General features: G+C 63.6%; 33 protein-coding genes. 14 read left to right on the forward strand and 19 right to left on the reverse strand.

Translation table 11 applies throughout. From position 1 onward, the window contains the following. Positions 1 to 10 precede the first annotated feature (10 nt). Complete coding sequence (locus NLY42_RS28080; RefSeq protein ID WP_023684527.1) at positions 11 to 280, forward strand: CopG family ribbon-helix-helix protein; 270 nt, start codon at positions 11 to 13, stop codon at positions 278 to 280. Beyond that, the gene (locus tag NLY42_RS28085; RefSeq protein WP_023742647.1) at positions 277 to 585 is read left to right on the forward strand and encodes a type II toxin-antitoxin system RelE/ParE family toxin; all 309 of its coding nucleotides are present in this window, start codon (positions 277 to 279) and stop codon (positions 583 to 585) included. Before NLY42_RS28080 ends, NLY42_RS28085 begins: the two co-directional genes overlap by 4 nt. Here NLY42_RS28085 and NLY42_RS28090 read toward each other — a convergent pair. The 8 genes from NLY42_RS28090 to NLY42_RS28125 form a co-directional block, all read right to left on the reverse strand. Further along, positions 582 to 1,046, reverse strand: coding sequence for a cytochrome c-type biogenesis protein (locus tag NLY42_RS28090; RefSeq protein WP_023670181.1), 465 nt, complete (start codon positions 1,044 to 1,046; stop codon positions 582 to 584). The two genes, NLY42_RS28085 and NLY42_RS28090, sit on opposite strands and share 4 nt — an antisense overlap. Next, a complete protein-coding gene (locus NLY42_RS28095; RefSeq protein WP_023754801.1) occupies positions 1,043 to 3,034 on the reverse strand; it encodes a heme lyase CcmF/NrfE family subunit in 1,992 nt (663 codons plus the stop codon). Before NLY42_RS28095 ends, NLY42_RS28090 begins: the two co-directional genes overlap by 4 nt. Next, complete coding sequence (gene ccmE / locus NLY42_RS28100) at positions 3,034 to 3,477, reverse strand: cytochrome c maturation protein CcmE (RefSeq protein ID WP_023705431.1); 444 nt, start codon at positions 3,475 to 3,477, stop codon at positions 3,034 to 3,036. The genes NLY42_RS28095 and ccmE overlap by 1 nt, the downstream gene beginning before the upstream one ends. A 3-nt stretch (positions 3,478 to 3,480) precedes the next feature. After that, positions 3,481 to 4,635 (reverse strand): c-type cytochrome biogenesis protein CcmI, encoded by a 1,155-nt coding sequence (gene ccmI / locus NLY42_RS28105; RefSeq protein WP_023754802.1) that lies wholly within the window; start codon positions 4,633 to 4,635, stop codon positions 3,481 to 3,483. An 85-nt stretch (positions 4,636 to 4,720) separates the two neighbouring features. Beyond that, complete coding sequence (locus NLY42_RS28110; RefSeq protein WP_023687241.1) at positions 4,721 to 5,164, reverse strand: RT0821/Lpp0805 family surface protein; 444 nt, start codon at positions 5,162 to 5,164, stop codon at positions 4,721 to 4,723. Between the two features lie 174 nt (positions 5,165 to 5,338). After that, positions 5,339 to 6,757, reverse strand: coding sequence for an ATP-binding protein (locus NLY42_RS28115; RefSeq protein ID WP_023754803.1), 1,419 nt, complete (start codon positions 6,755 to 6,757; stop codon positions 5,339 to 5,341). Next, positions 6,741 to 7,406: a response regulator transcription factor gene (locus NLY42_RS28120; RefSeq protein ID WP_023670175.1), complete on the reverse strand. Its 666-nt coding sequence runs from the start codon at positions 7,404 to 7,406 to the stop codon at positions 6,741 to 6,743. The genes NLY42_RS28115 and NLY42_RS28120 overlap by 17 nt, the downstream gene beginning before the upstream one ends. Before the next feature lie 82 nt (positions 7,407 to 7,488). Continuing rightward, positions 7,489 to 7,749 carry a hypothetical protein gene (locus NLY42_RS28125; RefSeq protein WP_023670174.1) on the reverse strand — a complete coding sequence of 87 codons (261 nt, stop codon included), beginning with the start codon at positions 7,747 to 7,749 and terminating at the stop codon, positions 7,489 to 7,491. Positions 7,750 to 8,029: 280 nt separating this feature from the next. On the opposite strand from NLY42_RS28125, the gene NLY42_RS28130 reads away from it, so the two are divergent. Beyond that, a complete protein-coding gene (locus NLY42_RS28130) occupies positions 8,030 to 8,416 on the forward strand; it encodes an ester cyclase (RefSeq protein ID WP_023684533.1) in 387 nt (128 codons plus the stop codon). Positions 8,417 to 8,422: 6 nt separating this feature from the next. Here NLY42_RS28130 and NLY42_RS28135 read toward each other — a convergent pair whose 3' ends face one another. Next, positions 8,423 to 8,830 carry a DUF3168 domain-containing protein gene (locus tag NLY42_RS28135; RefSeq protein ID WP_023670173.1) on the reverse strand — a complete coding sequence of 136 codons (408 nt, stop codon included), beginning with the start codon at positions 8,828 to 8,830 and terminating at the stop codon, positions 8,423 to 8,425. 217 nt (positions 8,831 to 9,047) lie between these two features. Here NLY42_RS28135 and NLY42_RS28140 point away from each other — a divergent pair, with 217 nt between their 5' ends. Beyond that, the gene (locus NLY42_RS28140; protein ID WP_023727640.1) at positions 9,048 to 9,257 is read left to right on the forward strand and encodes a hypothetical protein; all 210 of its coding nucleotides are present in this window, start codon (positions 9,048 to 9,050) and stop codon (positions 9,255 to 9,257) included. Positions 9,258 to 9,288: 31 nt separating this feature from the next. Next, positions 9,289 to 9,456 carry a hypothetical protein gene (locus NLY42_RS28145; protein WP_245261983.1) on the forward strand — a complete coding sequence of 56 codons (168 nt, stop codon included), beginning with the start codon at positions 9,289 to 9,291 and terminating at the stop codon, positions 9,454 to 9,456. Between the two features lie 43 nt (positions 9,457 to 9,499). Here the strand turns inward: NLY42_RS28145 and NLY42_RS28150 are convergent, their stop codons facing one another. Continuing rightward, complete coding sequence (locus NLY42_RS28150) at positions 9,500 to 9,766, reverse strand: DUF1488 family protein (RefSeq protein ID WP_023670170.1); 267 nt, start codon at positions 9,764 to 9,766, stop codon at positions 9,500 to 9,502. Beyond that, the gene (locus NLY42_RS28155) at positions 9,763 to 10,026 is read right to left on the reverse strand and encodes a hypothetical protein (protein ID WP_023670169.1); all 264 of its coding nucleotides are present in this window, start codon (positions 10,024 to 10,026) and stop codon (positions 9,763 to 9,765) included. The genes NLY42_RS28150 and NLY42_RS28155 overlap by 4 nt, the downstream gene beginning before the upstream one ends. Positions 10,027 to 10,272: 246 nt before the next feature. Between NLY42_RS28155 and NLY42_RS28160 the strand changes: the two genes are divergently transcribed. The 3 genes from NLY42_RS28160 (at position 10,273) to NLY42_RS28170 (ending at position 12,628) form a co-directional block, all read left to right on the forward strand. Further along, the gene (locus tag NLY42_RS28160) at positions 10,273 to 10,635 is read left to right on the forward strand and encodes a co-chaperone GroES (RefSeq protein WP_023698577.1); all 363 of its coding nucleotides are present in this window, start codon (positions 10,273 to 10,275) and stop codon (positions 10,633 to 10,635) included. 64 nt (positions 10,636 to 10,699) lie between these two features. Further along, the gene (groL, locus tag NLY42_RS28165) at positions 10,700 to 12,328 is read left to right on the forward strand and encodes a chaperonin GroEL (protein WP_023687238.1); all 1,629 of its coding nucleotides are present in this window, start codon (positions 10,700 to 10,702) and stop codon (positions 12,326 to 12,328) included. Positions 12,329 to 12,463: 135 nt separating this feature from the next. After that, the gene (locus tag NLY42_RS28170; RefSeq protein WP_023687237.1) at positions 12,464 to 12,628 is read left to right on the forward strand and encodes a hypothetical protein; all 165 of its coding nucleotides are present in this window, start codon (positions 12,464 to 12,466) and stop codon (positions 12,626 to 12,628) included. 12 nt (positions 12,629 to 12,640) lie between these two features. Here NLY42_RS28170 and NLY42_RS28175 read toward each other — a convergent pair whose 3' ends face one another. From NLY42_RS28175 to NLY42_RS28180, 3 genes are read right to left on the reverse strand one after another with little or no spacing between them, the layout of a single operon-like run. Next, positions 12,641 to 14,194 (reverse strand): trimethylamine methyltransferase family protein, encoded by a 1,554-nt coding sequence (locus tag NLY42_RS28175; RefSeq protein WP_023754804.1) that lies wholly within the window; start codon positions 14,192 to 14,194, stop codon positions 12,641 to 12,643. Further along, positions 14,176 to 14,331: a hypothetical protein gene (locus tag NLY42_RS31865; RefSeq protein ID WP_348528070.1), complete on the reverse strand. Its 156-nt coding sequence runs from the start codon at positions 14,329 to 14,331 to the stop codon at positions 14,176 to 14,178. The genes NLY42_RS28175 and NLY42_RS31865 overlap by 19 nt, the downstream gene beginning before the upstream one ends. Positions 14,332 to 14,351: 20 nt before the next feature. Beyond that, positions 14,352 to 14,480, reverse strand: coding sequence for an aminomethyltransferase family protein (locus tag NLY42_RS28180; protein WP_280800251.1), 129 nt, complete (start codon positions 14,478 to 14,480; stop codon positions 14,352 to 14,354). 127 nt (positions 14,481 to 14,607) lie between these two features. Between NLY42_RS28180 and NLY42_RS28185 the strand changes: the two genes are divergently transcribed. The 4 genes from NLY42_RS28185 to NLY42_RS28200 all read left to right on the forward strand — a co-directional run bounded on the left by NLY42_RS28185 (position 14,608) and on the right by NLY42_RS28200 (position 19,370). After that, a complete protein-coding gene (locus NLY42_RS28185) occupies positions 14,608 to 16,767 on the forward strand; it encodes a transglycosylase domain-containing protein (protein WP_286488910.1) in 2,160 nt (719 codons plus the stop codon). A gap of 73 nt (positions 16,768 to 16,840) precedes the next feature. Continuing rightward, positions 16,841 to 17,425 (forward strand): DUF1214 domain-containing protein, encoded by a 585-nt coding sequence (locus NLY42_RS28190; RefSeq protein WP_023670163.1) that lies wholly within the window; start codon positions 16,841 to 16,843, stop codon positions 17,423 to 17,425. Beyond that, the gene (locus tag NLY42_RS28195) at positions 17,418 to 17,966 is read left to right on the forward strand and encodes a DUF1254 domain-containing protein (RefSeq protein WP_023702197.1); all 549 of its coding nucleotides are present in this window, start codon (positions 17,418 to 17,420) and stop codon (positions 17,964 to 17,966) included. The genes NLY42_RS28190 and NLY42_RS28195 overlap by 8 nt, the downstream gene beginning before the upstream one ends. A 396-nt stretch (positions 17,967 to 18,362) precedes the next feature. Beyond that, positions 18,363 to 19,370 (forward strand): DUF2336 domain-containing protein, encoded by a 1,008-nt coding sequence (locus NLY42_RS28200; RefSeq protein ID WP_023702198.1) that lies wholly within the window; start codon positions 18,363 to 18,365, stop codon positions 19,368 to 19,370. Here the strand turns inward: NLY42_RS28200 and NLY42_RS28205 are convergent. From NLY42_RS28205 to NLY42_RS28215, 3 genes are all read right to left on the reverse strand, one after another. Next, positions 19,357 to 19,704, reverse strand: coding sequence for a DUF1491 family protein (locus NLY42_RS28205; RefSeq protein ID WP_023670160.1), 348 nt, complete (start codon positions 19,702 to 19,704; stop codon positions 19,357 to 19,359). The two genes, NLY42_RS28200 and NLY42_RS28205, sit on opposite strands and share 14 nt — an antisense overlap. Before the next feature lie 73 nt (positions 19,705 to 19,777). Further along, a complete protein-coding gene (locus NLY42_RS28210) occupies positions 19,778 to 20,566 on the reverse strand; it encodes a peptidoglycan-binding domain-containing protein (RefSeq protein ID WP_023670159.1) in 789 nt (262 codons plus the stop codon). Continuing rightward, positions 20,541 to 22,286: a sensor histidine kinase gene (locus NLY42_RS28215; RefSeq protein ID WP_023754806.1), complete on the reverse strand. Its 1,746-nt coding sequence runs from the start codon at positions 22,284 to 22,286 to the stop codon at positions 20,541 to 20,543. Before NLY42_RS28215 ends, NLY42_RS28210 begins: the two co-directional genes overlap by 26 nt. Positions 22,287 to 22,817: 531 nt before the next feature. On the opposite strand from NLY42_RS28215, the gene NLY42_RS28220 reads away from it, so the two are divergent. Both NLY42_RS28220 and NLY42_RS28225 read left to right on the forward strand, forming a co-directional pair. Continuing rightward, a complete protein-coding gene (locus NLY42_RS28220; protein WP_023684546.1) occupies positions 22,818 to 23,186 on the forward strand; it encodes a DUF5330 domain-containing protein in 369 nt (122 codons plus the stop codon). A 116-nt stretch (positions 23,187 to 23,302) separates the two neighbouring features. Next, the gene (locus NLY42_RS28225; protein ID WP_023673679.1) at positions 23,303 to 23,731 is read left to right on the forward strand and encodes a SufE family protein; all 429 of its coding nucleotides are present in this window, start codon (positions 23,303 to 23,305) and stop codon (positions 23,729 to 23,731) included. A gap of 126 nt (positions 23,732 to 23,857) precedes the next feature. Here the strand turns inward: NLY42_RS28225 and NLY42_RS28230 are convergent, their stop codons facing one another. Together NLY42_RS28230 and NLY42_RS28235 are read right to left on the reverse strand one after the other, a co-directional pair. Beyond that, positions 23,858 to 24,283, reverse strand: coding sequence for a Ros/MucR family transcriptional regulator (locus NLY42_RS28230; RefSeq protein ID WP_023673680.1), 426 nt, complete (start codon positions 24,281 to 24,283; stop codon positions 23,858 to 23,860). 412 nt (positions 24,284 to 24,695) lie between these two features. After that, positions 24,696 to 25,070, reverse strand: a complete 375-nt coding sequence (locus NLY42_RS28235; protein WP_023702200.1) for an SH3 domain-containing protein — start codon at positions 25,068 to 25,070, stop codon at positions 24,696 to 24,698. Between the last annotated feature and the right edge of the window lie 21 nt (positions 25,071 to 25,091).

The following is a 25,091-nucleotide window of genomic DNA, read 5'->3' on the forward strand; positions in this document are numbered from 1 at the left end:
GGCTTTCACAATGACAGCAAGCACCACCATGACCATTCGAGTCTCGTCCGAGACCAAGCTGAAGCTGGAGCAGATCGCTACCGATACCAGGCGTAGTAAATCGTTCCTCGCCGCCGAGGCGGTCTCAGCCTATGTCGATCGCGAGCTGGATATCATCGAAGGCATAAAACGTGGCATGGCCGACGCAGAGGCTGGCCGTGTCGTGCCCCACGACGACGCCATGGCGGAGCTCGACGCGGTGATCGAAGCAGCGAAAGCCAGGCGCGCAGGCAAGGCGTGAAGCTGTTCGTCACCTGGTCGCGAGAAGCGCTGGACGATCTCACGCAGCAAGTTGCCTTTATCGCTCAGGACAATCCTGCCGCCGCCCGACGCCTCGCGGACCGTATCCGTGAAATGGGCCGGGGCCTTGGTGATATGGCGACGGGCCGACCTGGCCGGGTAACAGGCACTTATGAGAAGCCCATCGGCCGCCTGCCCTACATCATTGCCTATGAATTGCGCCTGATCGCCGGCCGTCAAAGCATTGTTATCCTGCGCGCCATCCACACGTCGCGGGACTGGCCTTTGGAGGAATGGCCGAGCTAGTCGCTCAGCATCTTGTCCAGCGCCGCCTGTTCCTCGGCGCTCAGCGCCTTGGTTGCCAACGAGCGGCGGGAGCGTGTGGTCAGCACAATGAAAATGCCGCCGACTAGAAGCAGAAGCACCGGCGTGCCCCAAAGCAAGGCGTTGCGCGGGCTGAAGCGCGGCTTCAACAGCACGAACTCGCCGTAGCGCGACACGATATAGTCCATCACCTGCTGGTCGGTATCGCCGGCAACCAGGCGCTGGCGCACCAGGATGCGCAGGTCGCGGGCGAGGTCTGCATCGGATTCGTCGATGGACTGGTTCTGGCAGACCATGCACCGCAGGCCTTCCGACAGTAGCCGCGCCCTCGCCTCGAGCGCCGGATCGGTGAGAACCTCGTCCGGTTTCACCGCTTGCGCCGCGCCGGCAAACAGCAGCGCCAGAAGCAGGGTGAGCGAGGCCAACGAGAACCTGGTGCTCACGGCGCGCCTGCCGACGGCATGGAGGCTGCCTGCTTGCGGCGGCGCGAGGGTGCGCCAACCCGCAGGCGACGGTCGAGCAGCGACATTGCGGCTCCCGCCATCATCACCAGAGCTCCGCCCCAGATCAGCGTCACCAGCGGCTTCCACCACAGGCGCACCACGACGGATCCATCGGTGCCTTCATCGCCCAGCGACAGATAGAGCTGGCTGAAGCCGATCGTCTCGATGCCGGATTCGGTCGTCATCGTCTGCCGCACCGGAAAGAAGCGCTTGGCCGAGGTGATTTCGGCTGAAACGCCGCCATCGGCGCCGATCAGGGAAAAGCGGCCGCGCTGCTCGCTGTAGTTCGGACCCTGCGCCGGGAAGAGGCCGTCGAAACGCAGCGTGTGGCCGGAGAGTTCGACGCTCTCGCCGGCATGCATCGACAGTATCCTTTCGGTGCCGAAGCATAGCGTGCCGACAATGCCGAGCGTCGTCAGCCCGAGGCCGAGATGGGCAAGTGCAGTGCCGAACACCGAACGCGGCAGGCCGGCGAAACGGCGCAGCATGATGGCGGGCGACACATTGCCAAAGCCGGACTTGACGGCGAGGTCGGTGAGCGCGCCGGAGACCAGCCAGCAGGCGAGGCCGACACCAAGGGCGGCGAACACCGACGCGCCGTCGATGAACAGCCCGGTGACCAGCATCGCCAGGAGAGCGGCGCCGAAAGCCGCCATCAGGCGCTGGGCGACGGCATAGAGGTCACCGCGCTTCCAGGCGAGCAATGGTCCGAAAGGAACCACGACCAGCAGCGGCACCATCAGCGGGCCGAATGTCAGGTTGAAGAAGGGGGCGCCGACCGAGATCTTGCCGGCCGAAAGCGCTTCGACCGCCAGCGGATAGAGCGTGCCGACCAGCACGGTGGCCGTGGCCGTGGTCAGGAACAGATTGTTGAGGACGAGTGCGCCTTCGCGCGAGATCGGGTGGAACAGGCCGCCGGCCGTCAGCCGCGAGGCGCGCAGCGCAAACAGGGCCAGCGAGCCGCCGATGAACAGCGTCAAAATGCACAGGATGAAGATGCCGCGGGTCGGATCGGTGGCGAAAGCATGCACCGAGGTCAGCACGCCGGAGCGCACCAGGAAGGTGCCGAGCAGCGACAGCGAGAAGGTGAGGATGGCAAGCAGCAGCGTCCAGATCTTGAGCGCCGAGCGCTTCTCCATGACGATCGCCGAATGCAGAAGAGCCGTGCCGGCCAGCCACGGCATGAAGGAGGCGTTTTCGACCGGATCCCAGAACCAGAAGCCGCCCCAGCCGAGCTCGTAGTAGGCCCAGTAGGAGCCCATCGCGATGCCGCCGGTGAGGAACATCCAGGCGACCAGCGTCCACGGCCGCACCCAGCGCGCCCAGGAGGCATCGATGCGGCCTTCGATGAGGGCGGCGACCGAGAAGGAAAAGCAGATAGAGAACCCGACATAGCCGAGATAGAGCAGCGGCGGATGGATGGCGAGGCCAAGATCCTGCAGGACCGGGTTGAGATCGCGGCCCTCGATCGGCGCCGGATTGAGCCGGGTGAACGGATTGGATGTCGCCAGGATGAACAGGAAGAAGGTGGCGCCGATAGCCCCCTGCACGGCCAGCACATTGGCGCGCAGCGTCGCCGGAAGGTTGGAGCCGAAGACAGCGACCAGCGCACCGAAGAAGGTCAGGATCAGCACCCAGAGCAGCATCGAGCCTTCGTGATTGCCCCAGGTTCCGGTGATCTTGTAGATCAGCGGCTGCAGCGAATGCGAGTTTTCCCACACGCTCGCCACCGAGAAATCGGAACTTGCATAGGCGCCGGCGAGTGCTGCGAACGATAGCGCCGTGAGCGCGAAGCCTGTGACCGTGACGGGACCGCCGACAGCCATCAGCCTCTGGTTGCCGGTACGGGCGCCGATCAGCGGCACCAGCGTCTGCACCAGCGACAGCACAAAGGCGAGGACGAGCGCGAAGTGTCCGGTCTCAACCATTACTGGCTCTTGCTCTCTTGCCACACGCCCTTGGCCTTCAGCCCGTCAGCGACTTCCTTGGGCATGTAGCGCTCGTCATGCTTGGCCAGCACGCTGTCGGCGACGAAAACGCCGTCGGCGCCAAAGCTGCCTTCGGTGATGACGCCCTGCTCCTCGCGGAACAGATCGGGCAGGATGCCGGTATAGCTGACCTTGACCGATTTGTGCGCGTCGGTGACCGAGAACGCAACCGTCGCGCCCTGCCCGCGCACGACTGTGCCCTTTTCGACGAGGCCGCCGAGCCTGATGCGCTGTCCCGGCTGCAAGCTGGCGGTGGTCAGATCGGCGGGCATATAGAAATAGGAGGCCTTCTGGCCCAACGCATAGAAGGTCAGCCCGGTGGCGGCGCCGAGGAAGGCAAGACCTCCGACAATCACCGACAATCGCTTCTGCTTGCGCGTCATGTCCTACTCCGTCGCCGTCAGGCCGAGCGAGGCGGCAAAGGCGGTGAATTTCTTCGCTTCCTCACTGTCGGCGCCAAACACGGCGATACCGCGATGCAGCGCGTCGCGCGCCTGGTCGGCCTTGCCCAGCACAACATAGGAACGAATGAGCCGCATCCATCCTTCCGTGTCGCGCGGTTTTTGCCGCAATTTTTCGTCGAGGCCGGCGACCATGGTTTCGATCATGGCCTGCCTGTCCTGCGGCGCCATCGACGAGGCGGCGTCGACGGCCGCGGCATCGGGGCCTTTCGCCGGCTCTCCTGAGGCGACGCTGCGGTTGGCAGCCTCGGCTAACGCCTGTTGGACAGCTCCGCGCCATGGTGAATCCTGCGGCAGGGAATCGAGCATTTTCTGCCACGCCGCGGTTGCCTCGGGTATGCGGCCTTCCTGGGCCAGCGCCATCGCCAAATAGAACGAGGCTTTCGCGTTTGCCGGGTCGAGTTTTAGCGCCTGTTCGAAAGCGGATTGCGCATCGGCCGAAACGATGCCGCCGGCCGCATTGGCAATCGCTTCGCCGAGGCCGGCCTCGCGGGCGGCCGTGTCGCCATCGAGGCGGATGGCATTGCGATAGGCGGTCACGGCATCGGGAAAGCGCTGCAGGCGCAGATAGATCGGGGCGAGCACGTCCCAGCCGCGTCCATCGCCAGGGTTGGCGGCAAGATGGGCCTCGGCGCGCGCCACCAACTCGTCGACCGAACTATCGGCCGGATTCTTGGCCAGCCGTTCGGCGAGCGGCTGCGACGGCAGATCCGGCGAGCCGAGCTGGCTGTACAGGCCCCAGCTGAGCAGCGGGACCACCAGCACCGCTGATGTTGCCATCAACCTGGCCGCCCTCGACGGCTGCCGCGCGCCAGGTGCATCGGCTTGACCGACATTGGCTTGACCAACATCTCCCAGGCGAAGGATGCGGCGGGCGATCTCAGTGCGCGCCTCCTCGGCTTCGGCCGGCTGAATCAGGCCGCGCGCGGCGTCACGCTCAAGCTCGGCCAATTGGTCGCGATAGACTTCGAGATCATGGTCGCTGCTGGTCGGAGCGCCCTTGCCGCCGCTGGTCAGCGGCAGCAGCACCGCCAGGCTTGCGCCCAGCGTGAGGAGTGCGGCTATGACCCAGAACAGCATGGTTCTTCCAATAGAGCGAGAGCCCTGCTCTCACAACATGAGGGTGCTGCGACGCTTTGACGGGATTCCGGCCCCGGCCCAATGTTCAGGTCAGCGGCGTCCAGCTGCCGTCGGCGTTGCGGCATGCGGTGCCCCGCGCGGTCTGGCCGGCCGTGCCGGTAAACACCGTATGGGTGTACTGGCGGCAATCCTGCGAGCCGACGCGGTAGGGCTGGGCCGCGACGACTTCGCCGGAATGAGCCGAACTGTCGCTCTTCCACGTCACCTTCTGGCCGCTCGCCGTATATTCGAGCGCCTTGTATTCCGCCTCGAGCGCCTTGCGCTTCTCGGTGCTGTTCAGGCCGCTGCCGATCGATCCGCCGACGAGCCCGCCGGCCATGGCCGAGATGATCGTCGTCGCGACTTTGGCCCCTGAAGGAGGCGACGCGGGCGGGTTGGTGATGGAGATATCCGGGCCACTGCCCTTGCCCAGCGTTCCGCAGCCGGAAAGAGCGAGCAGTGCGGAAACGAGCGCAACGCGAATCTTCATGCCAACAACCGGTTTTCTTGAACGGGATGCGCTGGGGGCCGCGTCATCGGGGGCGTCAGGACGTCATACTATTGATATTTGTCGGAAATTTGGCCGTTCTTAACGGCTTTTGCGCAATCGAGGGGCCGCCATAACACAGGCATTCGGCCGTGTCGATTGGCCCTGGGCAGTACATCATTGCAAGCTCCGCAAGCGCACAACCGCCTTCAGCCCGCCCATCGTGGAGCGTTCCAGCGCCAGCGCCCCGCCATACTCGTTGACGAGGTCGGCAACGATGGCAAGTCCGAGCCCGGTTCCCGGCTTTGTCTCGTCGAGGCGCCGGCCGCGTTTCAAGACATCGCGGGCCTTGTCCTCGGGGATGCCGGGACCGTCATCCTCGATCGATAGCTCGAACAGGCCGGCTGCGGCCGGCGTGACGGATACGGCAACAGTGCTCCTTGCCCATTTCATCGCATTGTCGAGGAGGTTGCCGACCAGTTCCTCCAAATCCTCGCGCTCGCCAGCAAAGACGATGTCGGCCGCCGGCAGCGTAAGCGACAGGCTGACATCAGGCTTGAGTTTTTGCAGCACGCGCACCATGCGCTGCACCAGCGGCGTCACCGGCGTGCGGTAGACGACGCTGTCGCGCTGCGCCGCGACCCGTGCCCGCTGCAGGTAGTGGTCGACCTGTTTCTGCATCGACGCCGCCTGGTCGGCGATGAGCTGGCCCTTGGCGCCGCCGAGAGCCCGGCCCTCATTGATCAGCACGGCGAGCGGCGTCTTCAGCGAATGGGCAAGGTTGCCGACCTGCGTACGCGAGCGCTCGACGATGCGCTTGTTGTTTTCGATCAGCGCATTGGTTTCGTTGGCGAGCGGCTCGATCTCGGCGGGAAACCGGCCATCGAGCCGCTGCGCCGTGCCTTCGCGCACCTGGGCAAGCGCGTTGCGAACCCGGCGCAAGGGCTGGAGGCCGAGCAGGATAGCGATCGCATTGATGGCGATCATGCCGACGCCGAACAGGCTGAGATAGGTCAGCAATCGGCCCTGGAAGGTGGCGATCTCCTGTTCGAGCTCGGTCTTGTTGCCCATCACGCGGAAGCGCGCGGCGCGGTTCTTGGCGTCGAGCACGAATTCGCTCTCGAACACTTCGAGCTGCTCGTCGCCGATACCGTCGGTGGAGTAGCTGCGCTGGAAGCTCGAATTGAACGGCACCTCGGCGACGGTCGGCGACGGGATCGTCGTGGTCATCGAGGACGAATGAAGGTTGCCGTGCACACCTTCGGAAGCCGGCTCCACCGACCAGTACCAGCCCGAATTCGGCTCCGAGAAGCGCAGGTCGCCAAGGTCGGGAGCACCGGTGAGCTGGCCGGATTCGGAAACGCCGACCGAGCCGATCAGATTGAACAGATGCGCCGACAGCAGGCTGTCGAAGCCGCGCTCGCTGGCCTGGCGGTAGAGCGTGGTGATCAGAGTGAAGATGACGATCAGGGTGAGGATCGCCCAGATCGTGGAAAAGCCGATGACGCGGAAGGCCAGCGAGCGCGGCCAGAGCCGCGCCGAAAAAGGCTTCCTTGCTGGTATGGGGAGCGGTTCCGCCTTACGCCTCCGGCTCACGCATGCGATAGCCCATGCCGCGCACGGTTTCGATCATGTCGATGCCCATCTTCTTGCGCAGCCGGCCGACAAAGACCTCGATGGTGTTGGAATCGCGGTCAAAATCCTGGTCGTAGAGATGCTCGACCAGCTCGGTGCGCGACACCACCTCGCCCATATGGTGCATCAGATACGCCAGCAGGCGGAACTCATGCGAGGTCAGCTTCAGCGGCACGCCGTTGACATCGGCCTTCGAGGCCTTGGTATCGAGGCGCAGCGGCCCGCAGGTGAGCTCGGACGAGGCATGGCCGGCGGCACGGCGGATCAGCGCCCTTACCCTGGCCAGCACCTCCTCGATGTGGAACGGCTTGGTGACATAGTCGTCGGCGCCGGCATCGATGCCCGACACCTTGTCGCTCCAGCGGTCGCGCGCTGTCAGGATCAGCACCGGCATCTTGCGGCCGTTGCGGCGCCAGCGTTCGACGACGCTGATGCCGTCCATCTGCGGCAGGCCTATGTCGAGCACGACGGCATCGTAGGGCTCGGTGTCGCCGAGGAAATGCCCCTCCTCGCCGTCATAGGAGCGGTCGACGACATAGCCGGCATCGACCAGCGCGTCGGCCAGCTGCCGGTTGAGATCCTTGTCATCTTCGACGACGAGTACGCGCATGATCGGTCAGGCCTGTTGATGTGTCAGATATAGGCCGATTCCGGTGGTCTGGGAAACGAGCCCTGCAAGGGGGAAGATTGGATCAGTTCGCCGGGACGACGATCTCGGAGCGGCGCGGACGCTGGCCGTCCTTGCCCGGCACAAGCACGACGATGACGCAGACCTCCTGGCCGCCACGCGTCGTCTGCGAAGCCTTGGCCAGCGTGCCGCCATTCTGCTCAGCAACCTGCTGGCCGATCGCGTAGCAATCCGCCGCGGCTGCCGGCGTCGCTTGCGACGCCAACAGGCCGGCCGCTGTGAGCGCCAGTATCGCGGTTCTGACATGAGAGCGAAGCGTTTTCATGGTCGGCGTTGTAACGCAACTGTGCTGAACGTGAAATGAACGGTGAACGGGTGAAAATCCATCCCCGCAATACCCCCTGCGCGCGCAACGAATGAATGCGATCCTACCGCCCAGTCCCTCAGACCGGGCAATGGATTCATAACCGGAAAACCGGCTGCGCGGCTATGGTGTTTGCGCGCAGGTTCTCAATTCGCAGCCAGATTGGGAACAGGTCAAGGCGAGACCATTCTGAAGGGCCGCCCTAAATAGCGCGGGAAACGCCAAATCATCGGAGTGCGCCATGACGGATAAAGACCTTGCCGACCTTTACCGGGGCTATATCGCTTGCCTGAATGCCCAGGACTGGGCGAAACTTGGAGACTTTGTCGGCGACGAGGTGCAGCACAATGGCGAAATGCTCGGCCTGTCGGGTTATCGCCGTATGCTCGAAGGCGATTTCGAGGCGATTCCCGACCTCCGCTTCAACATCGAACTGCTGGTCTGCCAGCCGCCGCGCGTGGCGGCGCGCCTGCATTTCGACTGTCATCCCAAGGGCGTGCTGTTCGGCCTGCCGGTGAACGGCAAGCGCGTGTCGTTCGCTGAGAATGTTTTCTACGAATTCGGAGAGGGTCGCATCCGCGAGGTGTGGTCAGTCATCGACAAGGCCGAGATCCAGGCGCAAATCTAGGTTGCTTCAATCACTTTGCTCGGTGAGGGCGCGTATCCGCAGCACCCCGTGGTAGAGCGCCAGGTCCTCGTCGTAGCGGGCCTCGGCGAACTCCAAGGACAGGCGGGTCTGGTCGCGCGAGCCGGTGGCGAAAGCGGCGCCGTCAAGGCGCGCCCGGATGCTGTCCATGATCAGACGCGTCTCGGCCTCGCCTTGCGCCTTCGACCAGACATGCAGCGTGATGAGCTGGTCGTCATCATTGTCGGCGCCGGTGTCCAGATCGAATGCGCTGGTCCTGCCATAGGTCACATAAGGGAAGGCGGCACTGTCGGCCGCCTGCTCGCGCAACCCGGCGCCGCCGAGCAGCGCCGTCAGCGAGGCATCGCTCTTCAATCTCATGAACAAGGCTTGCAGCAAATCGCCGGGCGCCGTCATCGTCGTCTCCGTTCGCCTGTCACGCTTTGAACAACCTCAGTTTCGCGCGCAACCTAACCGCGTTGCACGGATTTCGCCAGATGACGATCCGCCTGATGGAAGGCGGCGAATCGGGCGGCATGGCCCTTTCACGGACCGGGTTCTATTTGGCATGCGGGGAGTTTCAAGAAGGGTGTTATGAGGAGCCCTGTTTTCTCCGGCAATTCGAGGTCATTTCATGCGAACGCCACCGCTGCTGCCGGCTTTTGGAAAGCTCGGCGTCAAGCCCCCGGTCGCGATTGCGGCAGCACCCGCCCTGTCGAAGAGGACCGTGGCCCTGCGCATGCGCGAGATACTTTCAATGCATGGCGGCCTGGCCTTGAAGCTGTCGGTGGTGGCCTGGACAATCCTGATCCTGGCGGCGGCATTTTTCATGTCAAAGGCCTGATGCCGATATGACAAACCGCTACGCGTTGCGCATGGACGAGCCCGAGAGCTGGACTATCTTCGACATCTTCACCGGCCAGCCTGTCGAGCTTAAGCAACAGGTGATGGTGGCCATGAATTTACGCGATGCGGAAGCGATGGCCGACCGCCTGAACAGCCGGGACGTCAAGCGGCGGGCAAAAGCCGACCGCAAGTCCTGACGCACGCTGATCTCAGCCGCTCTGATTGCAAGACGAACGCGCGCTAACCGAAATCCGCGGCTGTGAGCACATATATGCTCTTGCGGGTGCGGGCGTAGGCCTTGCTGGCAATGTCATGGATGGAGCTGGACGCGGTGTCGAAAGCCGCCAGATAGGTGGCTTCCGCGGTCGCCGTCCCTGATGGCGCCTTCGAGAGGGCATCGGCTGCGACAGAGAAGGAAATCTGGAACATGCCGTCGTGGCCGACAAAGCGGATGCGCTTGCCGGCCTCGTCATAGAAGCGACTTGGATTGGGGAATGTCAGGCTCATGACGTGCCCCCCTTCGGCGCGGCGGCGGCTTTCTTGACTGTCGCCCGCTTCTTCTTCGGTGTCGGGTTCAAGGCTTCCGCGACGCGGTCGGCCTCTTCCTTGGCCAGGCGCAATTCCCTGAGCCTTGCTGTCTTGATCTCCCTGGCCCTCGCTTCGGACATGTAGTCGGAGGTTGCCTTGTTGCGCTCGGCCGTCTTCTTCTGCTTGTCCATGAAGCGGGCTTCAGCTTTTTCCATGATGCTCTGATTGCCTTCGGCCATCGCCTAAATCTCCTTCGTGCCTGAATTGTGAAATCGAACTTACGATATAAATAGTCACTTTTGCCTCGAAATTCAATTTTTTGAAATATCTAGGCGCCTCGCGACGTTTCGAACCCTGCAGACATCATAATACTTTTTAATATTTAATTTTGGCCACGAATAATTTTTGGCACTCCTATCTATCGAGTGCCAACACGCCTATAAGAACGGCGCGGTCGCCTATGCCGGCCCCAGAAAGAAGTTCTCATGAAGTTTCGGCCACTCCACGACCGCGTCGTCATCCGGCGCGCCGAAGGCGATGTCAAATCCAAGGGCGGCATCATCATTCCCGACAATGCCAAGGAAAAGCCGCAGGAAGGCGAAGTCATCGCCGTTGGGCCGGGCGCACGCGACGAAAACGGCGCGCTTGTTCCGCTCGACGTCAAGGCCGGCGACTTCATCCTGTTCGGCAAATGGTCGGGCACCGAGGTCAAGATCGACGGCGAGGACCTGCTGATCATGAAGGAAGCCGACATTATGGGCGTCATCGACAAGAGCGAGACGGCCGCTATCGGCAAGAGCGGGACGGTCGTCACCGAGAAGAGCGTCAAAGCCAAGAAGGCTGCCTGACCGGCCTGGCTTTGCCAGGCTCCGGCGAGCCGCTTGCTTCACCACACCAACGGGATTGAAAAAAATGTCTGCCAAGGAAATCAAATTCGCCACCGACGCGCGCGACCGCATGCTGCGCGGCGTCGAGATCCTCACCAATGCGGTGAAGGTCACGCTCGGCCCCAAGGGCCGCAACGTCATCATCGACAAGGCCTATGGCGCGCCGCGCATCACCAAGGACGGTGTGACGGTGGCCAAGGAAATCGAGCTTGCTGACAAGTTCGAGAACATGGGCGCGCAGATGGTGCGCGAAGTGGCTTCGAAGACCAACGACCTCGCCGGTGACGGCACCACCACCGCCACGGTGCTGGCCGCATCGATCCTGCGCGAAGGCGCCAAGCTGGTTGCCGCGGGCATGAACCCGATGGACCTCAAGCGTGGCATCGACCAGGCTGTCGCCGCCGTGGTCAAGGACATCAAGGCGAAGGCCAAGAAGGTCAAGTCGTCGGCCGAGATCGCGCAGGTCGGCACCATCGCCGCCAATGGCGATGCCAGCGTCGGCGCCATGATCGCCAAGGCGATGGACAAGGTCGGCAATGACGGCGTCATCACCGTCGAGGAGGCCAAGACCGCCGACACCGAACTCGACGTCGTCGAAGGCATGCAGTTCGACCGCGGCTATCTCTCACCCTATTTCGTCACCAATGCCGACAAGATGCGCGTCGAACTGGAAGAGCCTTACGTGCTCATCCACGAGAAGAAGCTCGGCAATCTGCAGGCGATGCTGCCGATCCTCGAAGCAGTGGTGCAGAGCGGCAGGCCGTTGCTGATCATCTCGGAAGACGTCGAAGGCGAAGCACTGGCGACGCTGGTCGTCAACAAGCTGCGCGGCGGCCTCAAGGTCGCGGCCGTCAAGGCGCCGGGCTTCGGCGATCGCCGCAAGGCGATGCTGGAAGACATCGCCGTGCTGACATCGGGCCAGATGATTTCCGAGGATCTCGGCATCAAGCTCGAAAACGTCACCATCGAGATGCTTGGCCGCGCCAAGCGCGTACTGATCGAGAAGGACACCACCACGATCATCGACGGCGCCGGCACCAAGGCGACCATCCAGGCGCGCATCGCGCAGATCAAGGGCCAGATCGAGGAGACCACGTCCGACTACGACAAGGAGAAGCTGCAGGAGCGGCTGGCCAAGCTCGCCGGCGGCGTCGCCGTGATCCGCGTCGGCGGCGTCACCGAGTCTGAAGTGAAGGAAAAGAAGGACCGCATCGACGACGCGCTGAATGCGACGCGCGCGGCGGTGGAAGAAGGCATCGTGCCCGGCGGTGGCGTGGCGCTTCTGCGCGCAAGATCGGCTCTGGCCGGCCTGACCGGCGCCAATGACGATGTGACCGCCGGCATTTCGATCGTGCTCAGGGCGCTGGAAGCGCCGATCCGCCAGATCGCCGAGAATTCCGGCGTCGAAGGCTCGATCGTCGTCGGCAAGCTGTCCGACAGCAAGGACCAGAATCAGGGCTTTGACGCCCAGAACGAGGTCTATGTCGACATGATCAAGGCCGGCATCGTCGACCCGGCGAAAGTGGTGCGCACCGCGTTGCAGGACGCCGGCTCGATCGCCGCCCTTCTGATCACCGCCGAAGCGATGATCACCGACGTTCCGGCCAAGGATGCGGCGCCTGCGGGCGGCGGTGGCGGCATGGGCGGCTACTGACCATCGCCCGAAAATTGCCCGCTGGGAATCTGGGCGGGCATAAATCAAAACAGGCTGCCGGGGACATTTCCCCGGCGAGCCAGGAATTTCCGTCAGTCAGTCAAGACCAGTCATCAACGACAGGGAGATCGACAGATGATCACATTCGCCCCGAAGCCAAACGCTGTATCCGCGACCAAGCCGGCGGAGGAGAGCCGCTTCGATCGCATCCGCCGGATTGCCGCCGACAAGCACAGGCAGGCCGATGCCGGGCCGATTCGCCGCGAGCCGTCGAAGACCGGCGACAAGCGGCCGACGTGACGGCTGCCAACCTCACGACACCGGCAACGCTCCGCCCTCTTCGGTGCGGCGGGCAATGAACTCGTCGAGCACATCGGATGTGGCAACGGCCGACGCCGGCGGCTGGAAGTCGGCCAGCGTCCGCTTCCAGATGCCGGTGGCGCGCTCGGTGGCCGACTTCGAACCGGACTGCGTCCAGCTGCCGAAATTCGACCAATCGGCGACCAGCGGCTCGTAGAAGGCGGTGCGGTAGCGCGTCATGGTGTGGCCGGCGGAGAAGAAATGCCCGCCCGGCTGGACTTCAGCGATCGCCTCGAAGCCGATCGAATCCTCGTCGCCGGGGGTCGTAGCGCAGAGTTCGGCAACCGTCTGCAATGCCTCGATATCGGTGATCAGCTTCTCGTAGGAGACGCTGAGGCCACCCTCCAGCCAGCCCGCGGCATGGATGCAGACGGTGGCGCCGGCAAGCACCGAGCCCCACAGCGCGAACTGCGTCTCGTGCGCCGCCTGCACATCGGAAATGTTGGCCGCACTGCCGCCGCCGGACCGCCAAGGCAGGCCGGTGAAGCGCGCCAGCTGGCCGGCGCCCAGCGTCGCCTTGACGTGCTCGGGCGTGCCGAAGGCCGGTGCGCCGGACTTCATGTCGACATTGGAGGAGAAGGATCCGTAGACCACCGGTGCGCCCGGCCGCACCATCTGCGCCAGCGCGAGACCAGCCAGCGCCTCGGCATGCTGCAGCGTCAATGCGCCGGCGACGGTGATCGGCGCCATGGCGCCGGCCAGGCAGAAGGGCGTGATGACAGAGACCTGGCCGGCCCTGGCGAAGTCGATGATGCCTTGCGCCATCGGGATATCGAGCTGGCGCGGCGAATTGGTGTTGATCACGGTGTAGCAATGGACGCCGGCCAGGAACTCGTCCTGCGAGAGCCCGCGCGCCAGCCTGATCATCTCGAACCCATCCTCGACCTGCGGCGTGCCGCGGGCGAAGACGAAGGGGAACTTGTCCGACAGGGTCAGCTGCGCACGGTTGACGGCATAGTGGCGCAAATGGTTGTCGACATCCTGCGGCTCGATCCAGGGGCCGAGCATATGCAGCACGTCGAAATTCTGAACAAGCTTGGTCAGTTCTTCGAAAGCGGCGAGCGTGCCCGGACGCCGTCCGCGTTCGAGATCGGTGACGTTGGGCGCCCCGGCTCCGGCCAGGAACGTCATCGAGCCGAGCTCCAGCATGAGATCGCGGCTACGGTTGCCCGCCAGCGCCCGGATGGATTTCGGCGCCGAGGCCAGTGCCGCAGTGACAATATCGCGGCCGATGCGCACCATCTGGCTGTCCTCGTCGACCAGCGCACCGGCTTTGGCGTAGATCGCCCGTGCCTCCGGCAGCAGCACCTTGATGCCGAGCTCTTCCAGCACGCGCAACGCCGTGTCGTGGATGGCCGCGACCTGGTCGTCCGAAAACACCGGCTGCGGCAGGAACGGGTTCTTGAGCGAGCGATAGTTCGGGTGGCGGCTTGACCCGCTGCCGGCCTCACCGGTGTGCCCGCGCCGGCGCTCGCGCCTGGTCTCCCTTATAATGTCATCGACCATGGCCAAAACTCCTCATTGCCGCATCGCCTGCCCTCGGGGTCGTATGGCGAGGCCGGAATAATTCGCGCCGGCCGCTCGACGCCGACAATGTGCACCCAAAGCGCGGTCCCCTCCCCGGCGAATTCGTCGCCCAGCAACGTCAGCGCGACGCTTTTGCCTATTGTGTAGCCATAGCCGGCGAGGCGACGAAGCCGACGCGCCGGCCCTTGTGCCAGACTGGCTCGAAGCCACTGGCGTCGGCATCGACGGCGTCGACCTCCAGCGTCACGATCCGGGCGGCGCTCAACAAACCGTGCGGTGTGGCCTGGCTGCCCTTGTGAGCCGGGCTGAAATGGAAGAATAGTCTTCGCCGGGTATGCCCGCCCTGAAATTGCCCGCTTGCGGTTCTCAGGTGGGTTGGGTGAGTTTCGGGAATGGCCAGTCCTTTAGAACGACGTCCAAGACGAAGAGGTCCGATCGCCGCCGCACTGCTGGCGGTGGACGCGTGGATCGATTCCTCGCTCTACGAAATCGGCTTCAAGGCCGGCCAGTTCTGGGAATCGGCGACCATTTTTTCGCGGCGCTTCCGAGTCACCGGCTGGCGACGCGGCATCATCGAGGTGCTGAGCGAAGGTTTTACGATGGGCGCCGGCGGCGTCGTCGTGCTGCTCGCACTCGCGATGCCGGCCTTCCAGATCACCACCGGCGACTGGCGCAGTCAGGGCGATTTCGCCGTCACCTTCCTTGACCGCTACGGCAATGAGATTGGCCAGCGCGGCATCATCCAGCGCGATTCCGTGCCTGTCGACGAGATGCCGGACCATGTCATCAAAGCGGTGCTGGCGACCGAGGACCGACGCTTCTTCGAGCACTACGGCATCGACGTGCTCGGCCTGTCGCGCGCCATCTTCGAGAATGTGCGGGCTAATTCCGTCGTCCAGGGCGGCTCCAGCATCACCCAGCAGCTGGCCAAGAACCTGTTCCTGTCGAATGAGCGGACCTTCCAGCGCAAGATCAAGGAAGCCTTCCTGTCGCTGTGGCTGGAGGCCAATCTGTCGAAGAAGGAGATCCTGCAGCTCTATCTCGACCGCGCCTATATGGGCGGCGGCACGTTCGGCATCGAGGCGGCGGCGGATTTCTATTTCGGCAAGAGCGTCAAGGATCTGAACCTCGCCGAGGCGGCGATGCTGGCCGGCCTGTTCAAGGCGCCGACCAAATACGCCCCGCACATCAACCTGCCCGCCGCCCGTGCTCGCGCCAATGTGGTGCTGTCGAACCTCGTCGATTCTGGTTTCATGACCGAAGGCCAGGTGCTGCAGGCAAGGCTGAATCCAGCCGAGATCGTCGACCGCGGCGAGCAGAAGAGCCCGGACTATTATCTCGACTGGGCCTTCGATGAGGTCAAGAAGATCGCCAAGCCCGGCCAGCATTCGCTGGTCGCACACACCACTTTCGACGCCAACATCCAGAAAGCGGCGGAGGAATCCGTCGAATTCCATCTCCGCCAGTTCGGCAAGGAATACAACGTCACCGAGGGCGCCGTTGTAGTGATCGAGACCAATGGCGCGGTACGCGCCATTGTCGGCGGCCGCGACTATGGCGCAAGCCAGTTCAACCGCGCCACCAAGGCGCTGCGCCAGACCGGCTCCTCGTTCAAACCTTACGTCTACGCCACCGCCATGGAGCACGGGTTCACCCCGGACTCCGTCGTCTCAGGCGGGCCGATCAGTTGGGGCGGCTGGTCACCGCACAATTACAATGGCGGCTCGGCCGGCAATGTGACGCTGATCACGGCGATCGCCAAATCGATCAACACCGTGCCGGTACGGCTGGCCAAGGACTATCTCGGCATCGGCCCGATCAAGGCGATGGCCGAATCATTCGGCGTGGAATCGCCGCTGGAGTCGCACAAGACCATGGTGCTCGGCACATCGGGCATGACGGTCATGGACCAGGCGACGGGCTACAGCGTGTTCGCGCAGAACGGCTTCGCCGGCTCGCGGCACGGCATCACCCAGCTCGTCACCCGCACCGGCGATGTCGTCTACGACTTTGCCAAGGATGCGCCGGCGCCGCATCGGGTTCTGTCGGAACAGGCTTTGAAATACATGAACACCATGCTGGCTGCGGTGCCGGCGATCGGCACCGCGCGGCGCGCGCAGCTGCCCAACATCGTCGTCGCTGGCAAGACGGGGACGACGCAATCCTACCGCGACGCCTGGTTCGTCGGCTTCACCGGCAATTACACGGCTGCCGTCTGGCTCGGCAATGACGACTTCACCCCGACCCGCAACATGACCGGCGGCACGCTGCCGGCGATGGTGTGGCAGCGGCTGATGGTCTACGCGCACCAGAATATCGACCTGAAGCCGATCCCCGGCCTAGACAAGCCCTTCGTCGACGAAGAGATCGCGGCCAAAGCCGAGGAAGCGGAGAAGAAAAACGCCGATCAGGCAGCCGCCGATGCCGCGGCCGAGCGCCCGGCGGTGTTGTCCAGCCGCACGACACAGACGCTGCGCGAGATGACCAAGGTGTTCCAGACAGCGCCCGTGCTCGGCTCGCCGCAGACACCGGAGACCCTGTCGGCGCTTTGATTCCACAGCGCTGCTTGCTCTGTGGCCTGCCCCGCTATATCCCCGAACGATAATTCTCTCGTCCCGGTTCTTCATGCTCAAGACCGCCTTTTTCACGCTGCTTTCGCTTGCCATAGCCATCGGCCTCGGCGGCGGCAGCGTCTGGTATGCGCTGCAGGCGCAGAGCGGCGTCGGCGCGATCAGCATCGGCCAATGGACCGCCTTCCCCGAGATCGGCACGCAAGATGCCGACCCCTATTCGAAGGCGCGCGTGGCGCGCGAGGGCGTGCTGGCGCTCGGCAAGGCGGAAGGCTTGTCCTTCATCGCCGAACGCGATGCGGCCGGCGATGAGCTTCAGCGGCAATGCGACTACAGGATCGAAGGCAGTTTCCCGACCGCCCGGTTCTGGACGCTCTATGCCGCGGATCAATCGCTCGGCGTGGTCGACACCGGCAAGCCGAGGCTGGCGGCGCTGCAATCCTACCAGGTGCTGCGTCAGCCCGACAATTCGGTGATCATCGCCGTCGGCAACCGTCCGGCCCCCGGCAACTGGCTTCTGACCGAAGGTTTTGGCCGGATGTATTTCGTGCTCACCTTCTACGACACGCCGATTGCCTCAAGCACCGGCCTTTCCGACGTGTCGCTGCCCCGGATCGTCAAGGCTGGCTGCAATGCGTAGGTTGCTGCACGCCATCCTGCTCGGCCTGCTCGGCGCCGGCATCGTCCACATCGTGGTGCTTTTGCTGGTGCCGGAATTTACCGAGCGCGATGCCTGGTCACGGCTGGCGATGGCGTCCGACCTCTACAAGATGACCAGGCTGGATGCCGAGGCGGGCGGCGCGCCGGTGGTGAAGTCGGTGGATCCGCTGTTTTACGCCGCCGCCTGCCGCTTCGACCTTGCCGAAGGCGTGGTGCGGATCAAAGCGCCGGGCAGCGTGCCGTTCTGGTCGGTGTCGGTCTATGACCGCAACGGCCACAATTTCTATTCATTCAACGACCGCACGGCGACCGGCAACAAGCTGGACACCGTGGTGCTGACGCCGGCACAGATGATCGACGTGCGCAGGGAGCTTCCCGAAGACCTGCAAGGGGCGATCTTCGTCGAGGCGCCGATCGAGGAAGGCATCTTCGTCATCCGCGCCTTGGTGCCTGACGACAGCTGGAAGCCGGTTGTGTCGCAGTTCCTGGACCAGAGCTCCTGCGAACTGCAGGACTACTGACCTCACCCCGACGACCAGCAAATTCAGTGGTGCGGAACAGGCGTCCGTGGTGTGCCCGGCTGGTCCGCCGGTCGCGCCTGGCCCGCCAATGGCGGATGCTCGTAGCGGACGCCGGGAAAAATGATCACCGCCGCCGGCGTACCGGTGTCCTGAACTGCTCGATTGACTGGTGCCGATCGCGGCACGAAAGACAGTACCATGCCCATGGTTCGCGTATTCCTCTCGGTTGCCCCGGAGCACAACGCAACGCCTCCAAATGTGATTAAGGCCGGCAGAGGGTTAACGGAGCGCTAACGGATCGCGGCTAATTTGATGTTTGTTCCAGGCCTAGCGCGAAACCGACACAGTTGCGGTTGAGCATGGTCCGGGTTGTGTCGAGTGTCGGGCGTATCTTCCGTGTCAGCTTCGGATTTCAGGCAAATCGCCATACGGACGGAATCGGGAAAAGCCGAAAGGCTGTTTCGCGCCGCCGTGTCGGCGTTCTGCTCGCTGACCCGCCCGTCGCGCCGCGAGATCGCCCAGCTCGAGGATCTGACGCTGCCGCTGTTCGACAGCGTGCCGGACGAATCGCGCCGCTATGTCGCCGCCGCCCTGTCCGAATGCGAATATGCGCCGGCCGCCCTGGTGCGGCGGCTTTGCGAGGAGCCGGTCGATGTCTGCGCGCCTTTGCTCGTCCGTTCGCGGGCGCTGGGCGACATCGACCTGATCGCGTTGATCGGCCGCCACGGCCTGCCGCATGCGCGCGCCATTGCCCGCCGCAAGGATTTGAACCCGGCCATCGCGCAGTTGATCAAGGCGCTGGAAAAGCCGACCCTGGTGCGCGTGCGGCAGCCCGAGCCGATCGCCGACGTGGCGGGCAACGGTGCCGAAGCCGCTGCCGCCGCTCCCAGCGCACCAAAACTGCCCGGCAGCGCCGCCGAAACCGCCAGGCGCCGCCTGCGCTCGATGATGCTCGCCGAGGGCGAGGCGACATCGGTCAATCCCTTCGTCGGCTCAGCAACTTACAGCAAGCTGCGCGAGACGGCGCTGACCGGCAACGCCGCCTTCTTTCAGACCGCGCTTGCCGACGCGCTCGACATCGACTTCTCCACGGCGCGGTCGCTGACCGAGCATTCGAGCTATGTCTCGTTGCTCGCCGCGCTGCGGGCGCTCGACCTCAGCGAGGACAGGGCATTCCTGATCGTGGTCGCGGTTTACCCCCGGGAGTTTCCGCACCCGCAGGCGATCCGCATCTTCCTCGACCGCTACCGGCTGCTGCACCACGAGGCGGCGCTCGACAAGGTGCGCGGCTGGAAGGCCGAAACATTGTCGCGAGCGGTGCGCGGCAACACCCCTGTCGCCGCGAATGGCGACCAAGCGCCGGACGACAAAGCCAGCTTAGCGGCCAGCCTCAAGGCGTCTTGACGGAGAGAAGCTCCTCGACGGAAACCGTTGCGGCCTCGATCTCGACCACCCAGATGTCGGGATCGAATTTTTTCTCCCGCTCAAGCCTGGCGTCAAGCGCGGCGGCATCGTCGCCGGCGCCGAGCAGCGTGAAAAAGCGATCATCCGGTTTGTCCGAATCGTAGCTCGTCTGGGGCGCCGGGCCGAACAGGGAGACGTCGCCCAGCCTGCCGCGGGAGAGCACGAAGACAGCGCCGGCCTCGGTCGCGCCGCGCTTGACGACGGCCGCAAAGCCGCCGGCGCCGAAAACACGGCGCAGCAGGGCCGACACCCAAAACTCGGTGGTTACGCGCATGACGAGGCTCCGGAGGACATGCGCGGCGTCTTAGCCGGATTTTCGTCTATCCGCGAGCGGTCGTCTTGACCACTCAATTGGTCAGGCCGATCTCGCGCATCTTAACGTAGACGACCTCGTCGGGCTCGCCCGTTTCCGGCAGGCCGAATAGCGACTGGAATTCCTTGATCGCCGCCTTGGTGCGGGCGCCGACGACGCCGTCGAGCTGCATGTCGTCATTGCCGAATGCCTTCAGGCCGGCCTGGATCTTGACGATGCGGGCATCGGGCGCCTGGGCGGATACCGGCGCGGAAACCGGGATGGGCGCAGGCGCGGCCTCGGGCGCGGCAACTCGAGCGGCGGCCATATCCACGGGCCTCGGCACAGGATGCGGGATGCCAGCTGTTGTCTGCTTGGCGCCGAGCTGGTCGAGCAGGACGGCGTCGATCTCACCGGAGGCCGGCAGGCCAACTTTCTGCTGGTATGCCTGGATCGCCTTTTGGGTATTCGGCCCGGAAATGCCGTCGACCGTTCCCGTGTAGAAATCGAGATCCTTCAGGATGCCCTGGACCTGCTCGACGGTCGGATCGCTTTTGACCGGAGCCGGGCCGGGCCGCAGGATGTTGATGGTGGTTTCGGGTTCGTCCGCGCCGGGGTGCGGAAAACCCTCGATGCTGCGGGTGGCGAAGAAGGCGCCGGCATGCGGAAACGGCTGGTACCACAGCGCGTTGGCGGAAACGTAGAACAGCGTCACCAGGAAGGCGGTCGAGCCGCCGACCAGGACCGGATTGCGCGAGATCGCGCCGCCCAGCGCAATCGCGCCGGCCTCGAACGCGCCGCTGCGGCGCTTGACCGCCTTAGGCTGTTTTGCGGAGCGAGCCATTCCTGTCCCCTTTCGCGTCGCCTTTCGTCCTGGTCGCGGGCATCGGCAGCACGCCGTTCCTCTCGGTCGCGCTCCTCTTCGGCCCGTTCACCGGCAGGCTGATCGTGACCGTCGTCCCCTCGCCCGGCATGCTTTCGATCGACATCGTGCCGTCGTGCAGCGCCACCAGGCCCTTGACCAGCGACAGGCCGAGCCCGGTGCCCTCGAAGCGGCGCGTATAGTCGTTCTGGATCTGCATGAACGGCTTGCCGAGATTGACAAAATCTTCCTCGGCGATGCCGATGCCGGTGTCCCTGACCCAGAAATGCAGCCGCGAGCCGATCCGCTTGGCGCCGACGACGACATTGCCGCCATCGGGCGTGAACTTGACAGCGTTGGAGACGAGGTTGATCAGGATCTGCTGCACGGCACGGCGGTCGGCATTGATCTCGCCGGCATCCGGCGCAATCTGCGCCTGGAGATCGATGTTCTTGGCATTGGCTTGCAGCTGCATCATCGACTGGCACATCTCGACCGCTTCGATGAATCGGAACGGTTCGGGCTCGGTCGCGTAGGCGCCGGCCTCGATCCTCGAGACATCAAGGATGGAGGTGACGACGGCAAGCAGATGCTGGCCCGACTCCTTCACCAGGCCGACATACTCCTTCTGGCGCGGGTCCTTGAAGCCGCCGAACATCTCATGCAGCAGCATGTCGGAAAAACCGATGATGGCGTTGAGCGGCGTCCGAAGCTCATGGCTGACGACCGCCAGGAAGCGGCCCTTCGCCACCTCGGCCGACGCTGCGGCCTCAGTGGCGGCAGCAAGCTCGTCGCGCAATTCGGCAGTCTCGTCGTTCTCGCGCAGCAGCAGAGTGAAGGTCTCCTGCTGCTCTTCGGCGCGCATCAGTTCGAGCTGAAATGGCCGGTAATTGTCGGCCGTCGAGGCGCTGCCGTCCTGCGGCAGCCTAACCCGAAGATCGAGCCGGCGCGCCAGGGCGCCATCGCGCATGTCGGCAAGCGCGCTGAGATAAGCGACGCGATCGGACAGGTGGATGCGGTCGAACAGCCCGGCGCCGAAAAGCAGTTCCGGCGGCAGCTTCAGGATGGTGCGCGCCTTGGCCGAGGCATCCAGGACCTCGCCATGCCGGGCGACATGCAGGACAACGGCGTCGATCATGTCTTCAAGGCGGTCGTTTGGAAGCCGCGCGGGCTGCGCGCGTGCGGCATCGCCTAGGGCTGCGAGCCGGGGAACCAGCGTCAGGCCCCAGGCGAGCGGCAGCAGCCAGTGCCACGCCGCGACTTGCGCCCCGCCGAGCGGGACGACAGAGGCGACAAAGGGCTGCAGCAGCATTGCGGCCAAGGCCGAGAGGCCGCCCCAAAGTGCCGCGCGCTTTGAACCGCCGATCCACCAGGCCTCGAATGGCAGTGCCAGGGCCAGCAGCGCAACCGGCGACGCCAGGCCGCCTGCTGCCGCGACGGCGCCGGCAAGCGCAAGACCGCCGGCGGCAAGGGCAACCTGGGCTGCCAGCGTCATCTTGCCTGACGCCGCCACCAGCAAGGCGGCGAACCAGCAAAGACCGAAGGCGGCGAAAATGGCTGCGAAGGTGACGGCGGCGCCCATGCCCGAGGTGACCAGTGTCACCGCCGCACCGGCGGCGAAGAACGGAGCGGCAAGCATGATGCCGATGAACCGGCGCTGGCGCAGGCGATCGCCCTGGCCGATGATGGCCGGATGGACCATGCGTTCGCAACCGGCCGCCAGCGCGCCAGGCAGTTCAATATATCTGGCAGTTGTCAAACTCAACGCACTCGCACCCGGTCGTGACTGCCCTGCTTTGCAGGTCGCTTTTGCTTGTTTGAAACTCGCATCCAGCGTTTAAGGAATGAATAAGGCTGACCGGAACAACGAGCGCGCTGCGGCAAAAATTGGAGCGCCGGCACCGGAATGCACCGCCATTTGTGGCCATAGTAAACGGAGCGTTATGTGCAAAGGGCGTGCCCGTGGCTGCGAAACCCTGAGCCGGCATGCCTGCTCTTCTGAAGATATCCATGCGCAACAATCGCTTAGATGGTTACTGCAAGGTTAAGAAAATTGCCGGCATTTGAGGCTAATGCACTGCAAAACGCCTCGCTTCGAATTTGCCTAAAATTTGAGGAAAATTTTCGCTGAGCAAGAAAGCCGTCCTTTGCGCCTCATGTGCCATTGTCGCTGATATAAAGAGGTCATTGCGCATGGACGCATGATCCGGTCATTGGACGAGAGGGCAGATCGATGGGCTTTTTGATAAGAATGGCGTTCTGGTTTTCGCTGGTGTTGCTGGCGCTGCCGCTGACCGTCGGCCCCGACGAGGATGGCCGCGAGAGCGTCGGGCCGTTCCAGGCGCTTTTTGCGGCGCGCGAAGCGGTCGGCGACATCGCGGGCATTTGCGAGCGCAAGCCGGACGTCTGCGAAACCGGCAAGTCGGCGATGCATACGATCAGCGCCCGGGCCAAGGAAACCGCCAAGATCGCCGCCGCCATGCTGGACGACAAGAGCGCCGAGACCTCGCCCGATACATCGCTGGCCACCGGCAGCGTCGCCAAGGACATCGTGCTGCCGGCGACAGTCAACATACCTGCCAAGCTGGTGGCGAAGAACTAAACACCGTTTCAGCTGTATCTACAGCGACACCGCAGGCCGGTCGGACCTCTCGATGCCTGCGGTGCTTTTCTTCTTTTTCCGTGACGCCGCAGCCGCGGATGACTATATCGCGAGCAATGGCCACGACGATCCAGACGATCCGCGACGACTTCTCCCTGCTCGACGAGTGGGAAGACCGCTATCGCTATGTGATCGAGCTCGGCGAAGCGCTGCCGCCATTTCCCGACGCCGAACGCAACGCCGCCAACAAGGTGCCGGGCTGCGTCAGCCAGGTCTGGCTGACCACGAGCCGAGCGCCGGGCGCCGATCCGGTCATCACCTTCACAGGCGATTCAGACGCTCATATCGTGCGCGGTCTGGTCGCCATCATGCTGGCGCTGTTTTCGGGACGGACTGCCAGCCAGATCCTTGAAACGGACGCAGAGGCGACGCTGAGGTCGCTTGGCCTCGACGAACATCTGTCGCCGCAGCGGGCCAATGGCCTGCGCTCGATGGTCAAGCGCGTCAAGCGGGACGCCGAGATGGCTCTCAAGCAGACTGCTTGATTGCTCTATCTTCTCTTCTTTCGACGCAATTCCAAGGGAAAGCGCTCGGCAGTTTTCCTGGAATTGTTCTAGAAACAAAAACGGCGCCGTAAGGGGCGCCGTTGATCTTGTCCATTGGAGCCGGTGTTACCGCCCCTTGCGCTTGCGGCCGAGGCCCATCTTCTTGGCCAGCTGCGAACGGGCAGCGGCATAGTTAGGGGCAACCATCGGATAGCTGGCGTCGAGATTCCACTTCTCGCGGTATTCATCGGGCGTCAGACCGTAATGGGTCATCAGGTGGCGCTTCAGCGACTTGAACTTCTTGCCATCTTCAAGGCAGACGATGTAATCGTCATGAACAGAGCGCTTCGGGTTTACCGCAGGCTTCTGCTTGTCGGCCGGAGGCTGTTCGCTTGCTCCGCCCACGCGCCCGAGAGCGGCATGGACATCAGCGATAAGGTTCGGCAATTCGCCGACCGGCACGGGATTGTTGCTGACATAGGCTGCCACCACATCGGCGGTCAGCTCGATCAGCGCATCGCTATTTCTGGAAGGTGTTTCGACGATATCCATGGTTTAGGCCCCAACGAAGGATGTTTCTGTTTGCGCCCTTTTTGGAAGATCGGGCATGGCGCGAATTTCACGCGGGAAGAGCTTCATGGATTCGCGTCCGGGCATCTTAATGAGCCCACAGACAAAGTAAGTCAATTCGCATCTTGCGCTATATTCAACGATATTCATCGAATAGTCGCTCTTCAGCTTCAATCTTTCGTGCACTCTGTAACTTCGCGATATTTTCTGGTCGGACCAGGACTAGCATGACGTAAGGTCACGCCATCGCTAAATCAGCAGGGACTCATAAAGTGGGCAGCGATGCTTGATCTATGCTTCAAGGTTTGGGCAGCTGATTGTCGGATTCGTACCAAACCGCAAGTTGCAAAGCGTTGGCGAAACCCGCCGAAGAAGATCTTCGGTCTGACCGGATTCAATACGGCGTGAGGTATTTTCCATAGACCCAGCCACTAACAAAACCACCATTTTGCGCCGGGTCGTGCCAAACTTGACACCATTGATAGCGAATTGCCTGTTTCTGTTTCCAGTGCGGCTGGCCGGCGATCTCCAGAAGATTCAAGCCGCCGGTGCACTTGCCGGTCATCTGCAGGATCGTCCCGTTGGGATAGGCGGCCTGCTTCTGCGAGGTGCCGGACGGATATTTGCGAACGTTGAGCGTGTCGCCGAACGGCACGCCAGCCACTTGCCAAGCGGCGAACGCGGTTGCATGAGACTGGCCGGTGAAAGCCAGAACGGTCGAAGCGACGACGGCGAGAGCCGCAGCGGTGTTGATATGGAAATTCATCATCCTCTCCTTTTGGCTCATCTC

The sequence above is a fragment of the Mesorhizobium sp. C372A genome (assembly GCF_030323245.1).
Classification (GTDB): domain Bacteria; phylum Pseudomonadota; class Alphaproteobacteria; order Rhizobiales; family Rhizobiaceae; genus Mesorhizobium.

Bases quoted from the DNA above. Each gene is read 5' to 3' on its own strand.
- NLY42_RS28175 (WP_023754804.1), bottom strand. From the start codon at position 14,194: ATGGTCGATGACATTATAAGGGAGACCAGGCGCGAGCGCCGGCGCGGG.
- ccmI (WP_023754802.1), bottom strand. From the start codon at position 4,635: ATGCTGTTCTGGGTCATAGCCGCACTCCTCACGCTGGGCGCAAGCCTG.
- NLY42_RS28125 (WP_023670174.1), bottom strand. From the start codon at position 7,749: ATGAAAACGCTTCGCTCTCATGTCAGAACCGCGATACTGGCGCTCACA.
- NLY42_RS28155 (WP_023670169.1), bottom strand. From the start codon at position 10,026: ATGGCCGAAGGCAATCAGAGCATCATGGAAAAAGCTGAAGCCCGCTTC.
- groL (WP_023687238.1), top strand. From the start codon at position 10,700: ATGTCTGCCAAGGAAATCAAATTCGCCACCGACGCGCGCGACCGCATG.
- NLY42_RS28140 (WP_023727640.1), top strand. From the start codon at position 9,048: ATGCGAACGCCACCGCTGCTGCCGGCTTTTGGAAAGCTCGGCGTCAAG.
- NLY42_RS28205 (WP_023670160.1), bottom strand. From the start codon at position 19,704: ATGCGCGTAACCACCGAGTTTTGGGTGTCGGCCCTGCTGCGCCGTGTT.
- NLY42_RS28145 (WP_245261983.1), top strand. From the start codon at position 9,289: ATGGACGAGCCCGAGAGCTGGACTATCTTCGACATCTTCACCGGCCAG.
- NLY42_RS28190 (WP_023670163.1), top strand. From the start codon at position 16,841: ATGCTCAAGACCGCCTTTTTCACGCTGCTTTCGCTTGCCATAGCCATC.
- NLY42_RS28170 (WP_023687237.1), top strand. From the start codon at position 12,464: ATGATCACATTCGCCCCGAAGCCAAACGCTGTATCCGCGACCAAGCCG.
- NLY42_RS28225 (WP_023673679.1), top strand. From the start codon at position 23,303: ATGGCCACGACGATCCAGACGATCCGCGACGACTTCTCCCTGCTCGAC.
- NLY42_RS28195 (WP_023702197.1), top strand. From the start codon at position 17,418: ATGCGTAGGTTGCTGCACGCCATCCTGCTCGGCCTGCTCGGCGCCGGC.
- NLY42_RS28220 (WP_023684546.1), top strand. From the start codon at position 22,818: ATGGGCTTTTTGATAAGAATGGCGTTCTGGTTTTCGCTGGTGTTGCTG.
- NLY42_RS28110 (WP_023687241.1), bottom strand. From the start codon at position 5,164: ATGAAGATTCGCGTTGCGCTCGTTTCCGCACTGCTCGCTCTTTCCGGC.
- NLY42_RS28235 (WP_023702200.1), bottom strand. From the start codon at position 25,070: ATGATGAATTTCCATATCAACACCGCTGCGGCTCTCGCCGTCGTCGCT.
- NLY42_RS28130 (WP_023684533.1), top strand. From the start codon at position 8,030: ATGACGGATAAAGACCTTGCCGACCTTTACCGGGGCTATATCGCTTGC.
- NLY42_RS28215 (WP_023754806.1), bottom strand. From the start codon at position 22,286: ATGGTCCATCCGGCCATCATCGGCCAGGGCGATCGCCTGCGCCAGCGC.
- NLY42_RS28080 (WP_023684527.1), top strand. From the start codon at position 11: ATGACAGCAAGCACCACCATGACCATTCGAGTCTCGTCCGAGACCAAG.
- ccmE (WP_023705431.1), bottom strand. From the start codon at position 3,477: ATGACGCGCAAGCAGAAGCGATTGTCGGTGATTGTCGGAGGTCTTGCC.
- NLY42_RS28160 (WP_023698577.1), top strand. From the start codon at position 10,273: ATGAAGTTTCGGCCACTCCACGACCGCGTCGTCATCCGGCGCGCCGAA.
- NLY42_RS28135 (WP_023670173.1), bottom strand. From the start codon at position 8,830: ATGACGGCGCCCGGCGATTTGCTGCAAGCCTTGTTCATGAGATTGAAG.
- NLY42_RS28150 (WP_023670170.1), bottom strand. From the start codon at position 9,766: ATGAGCCTGACATTCCCCAATCCAAGTCGCTTCTATGACGAGGCCGGC.
- NLY42_RS28210 (WP_023670159.1), bottom strand. From the start codon at position 20,566: ATGGCTCGCTCCGCAAAACAGCCTAAGGCGGTCAAGCGCCGCAGCGGC.
- NLY42_RS28185 (WP_286488910.1), top strand. From the start codon at position 14,608: ATGGCCAGTCCTTTAGAACGACGTCCAAGACGAAGAGGTCCGATCGCC.
- NLY42_RS28230 (WP_023673680.1), bottom strand. From the start codon at position 24,283: ATGGATATCGTCGAAACACCTTCCAGAAATAGCGATGCGCTGATCGAG.
- NLY42_RS28095 (WP_023754801.1), bottom strand. From the start codon at position 3,034: ATGGTTGAGACCGGACACTTCGCGCTCGTCCTCGCCTTTGTGCTGTCG.
- NLY42_RS28120 (WP_023670175.1), bottom strand. From the start codon at position 7,406: ATGCGCGTACTCGTCGTCGAAGATGACAAGGATCTCAACCGGCAGCTG.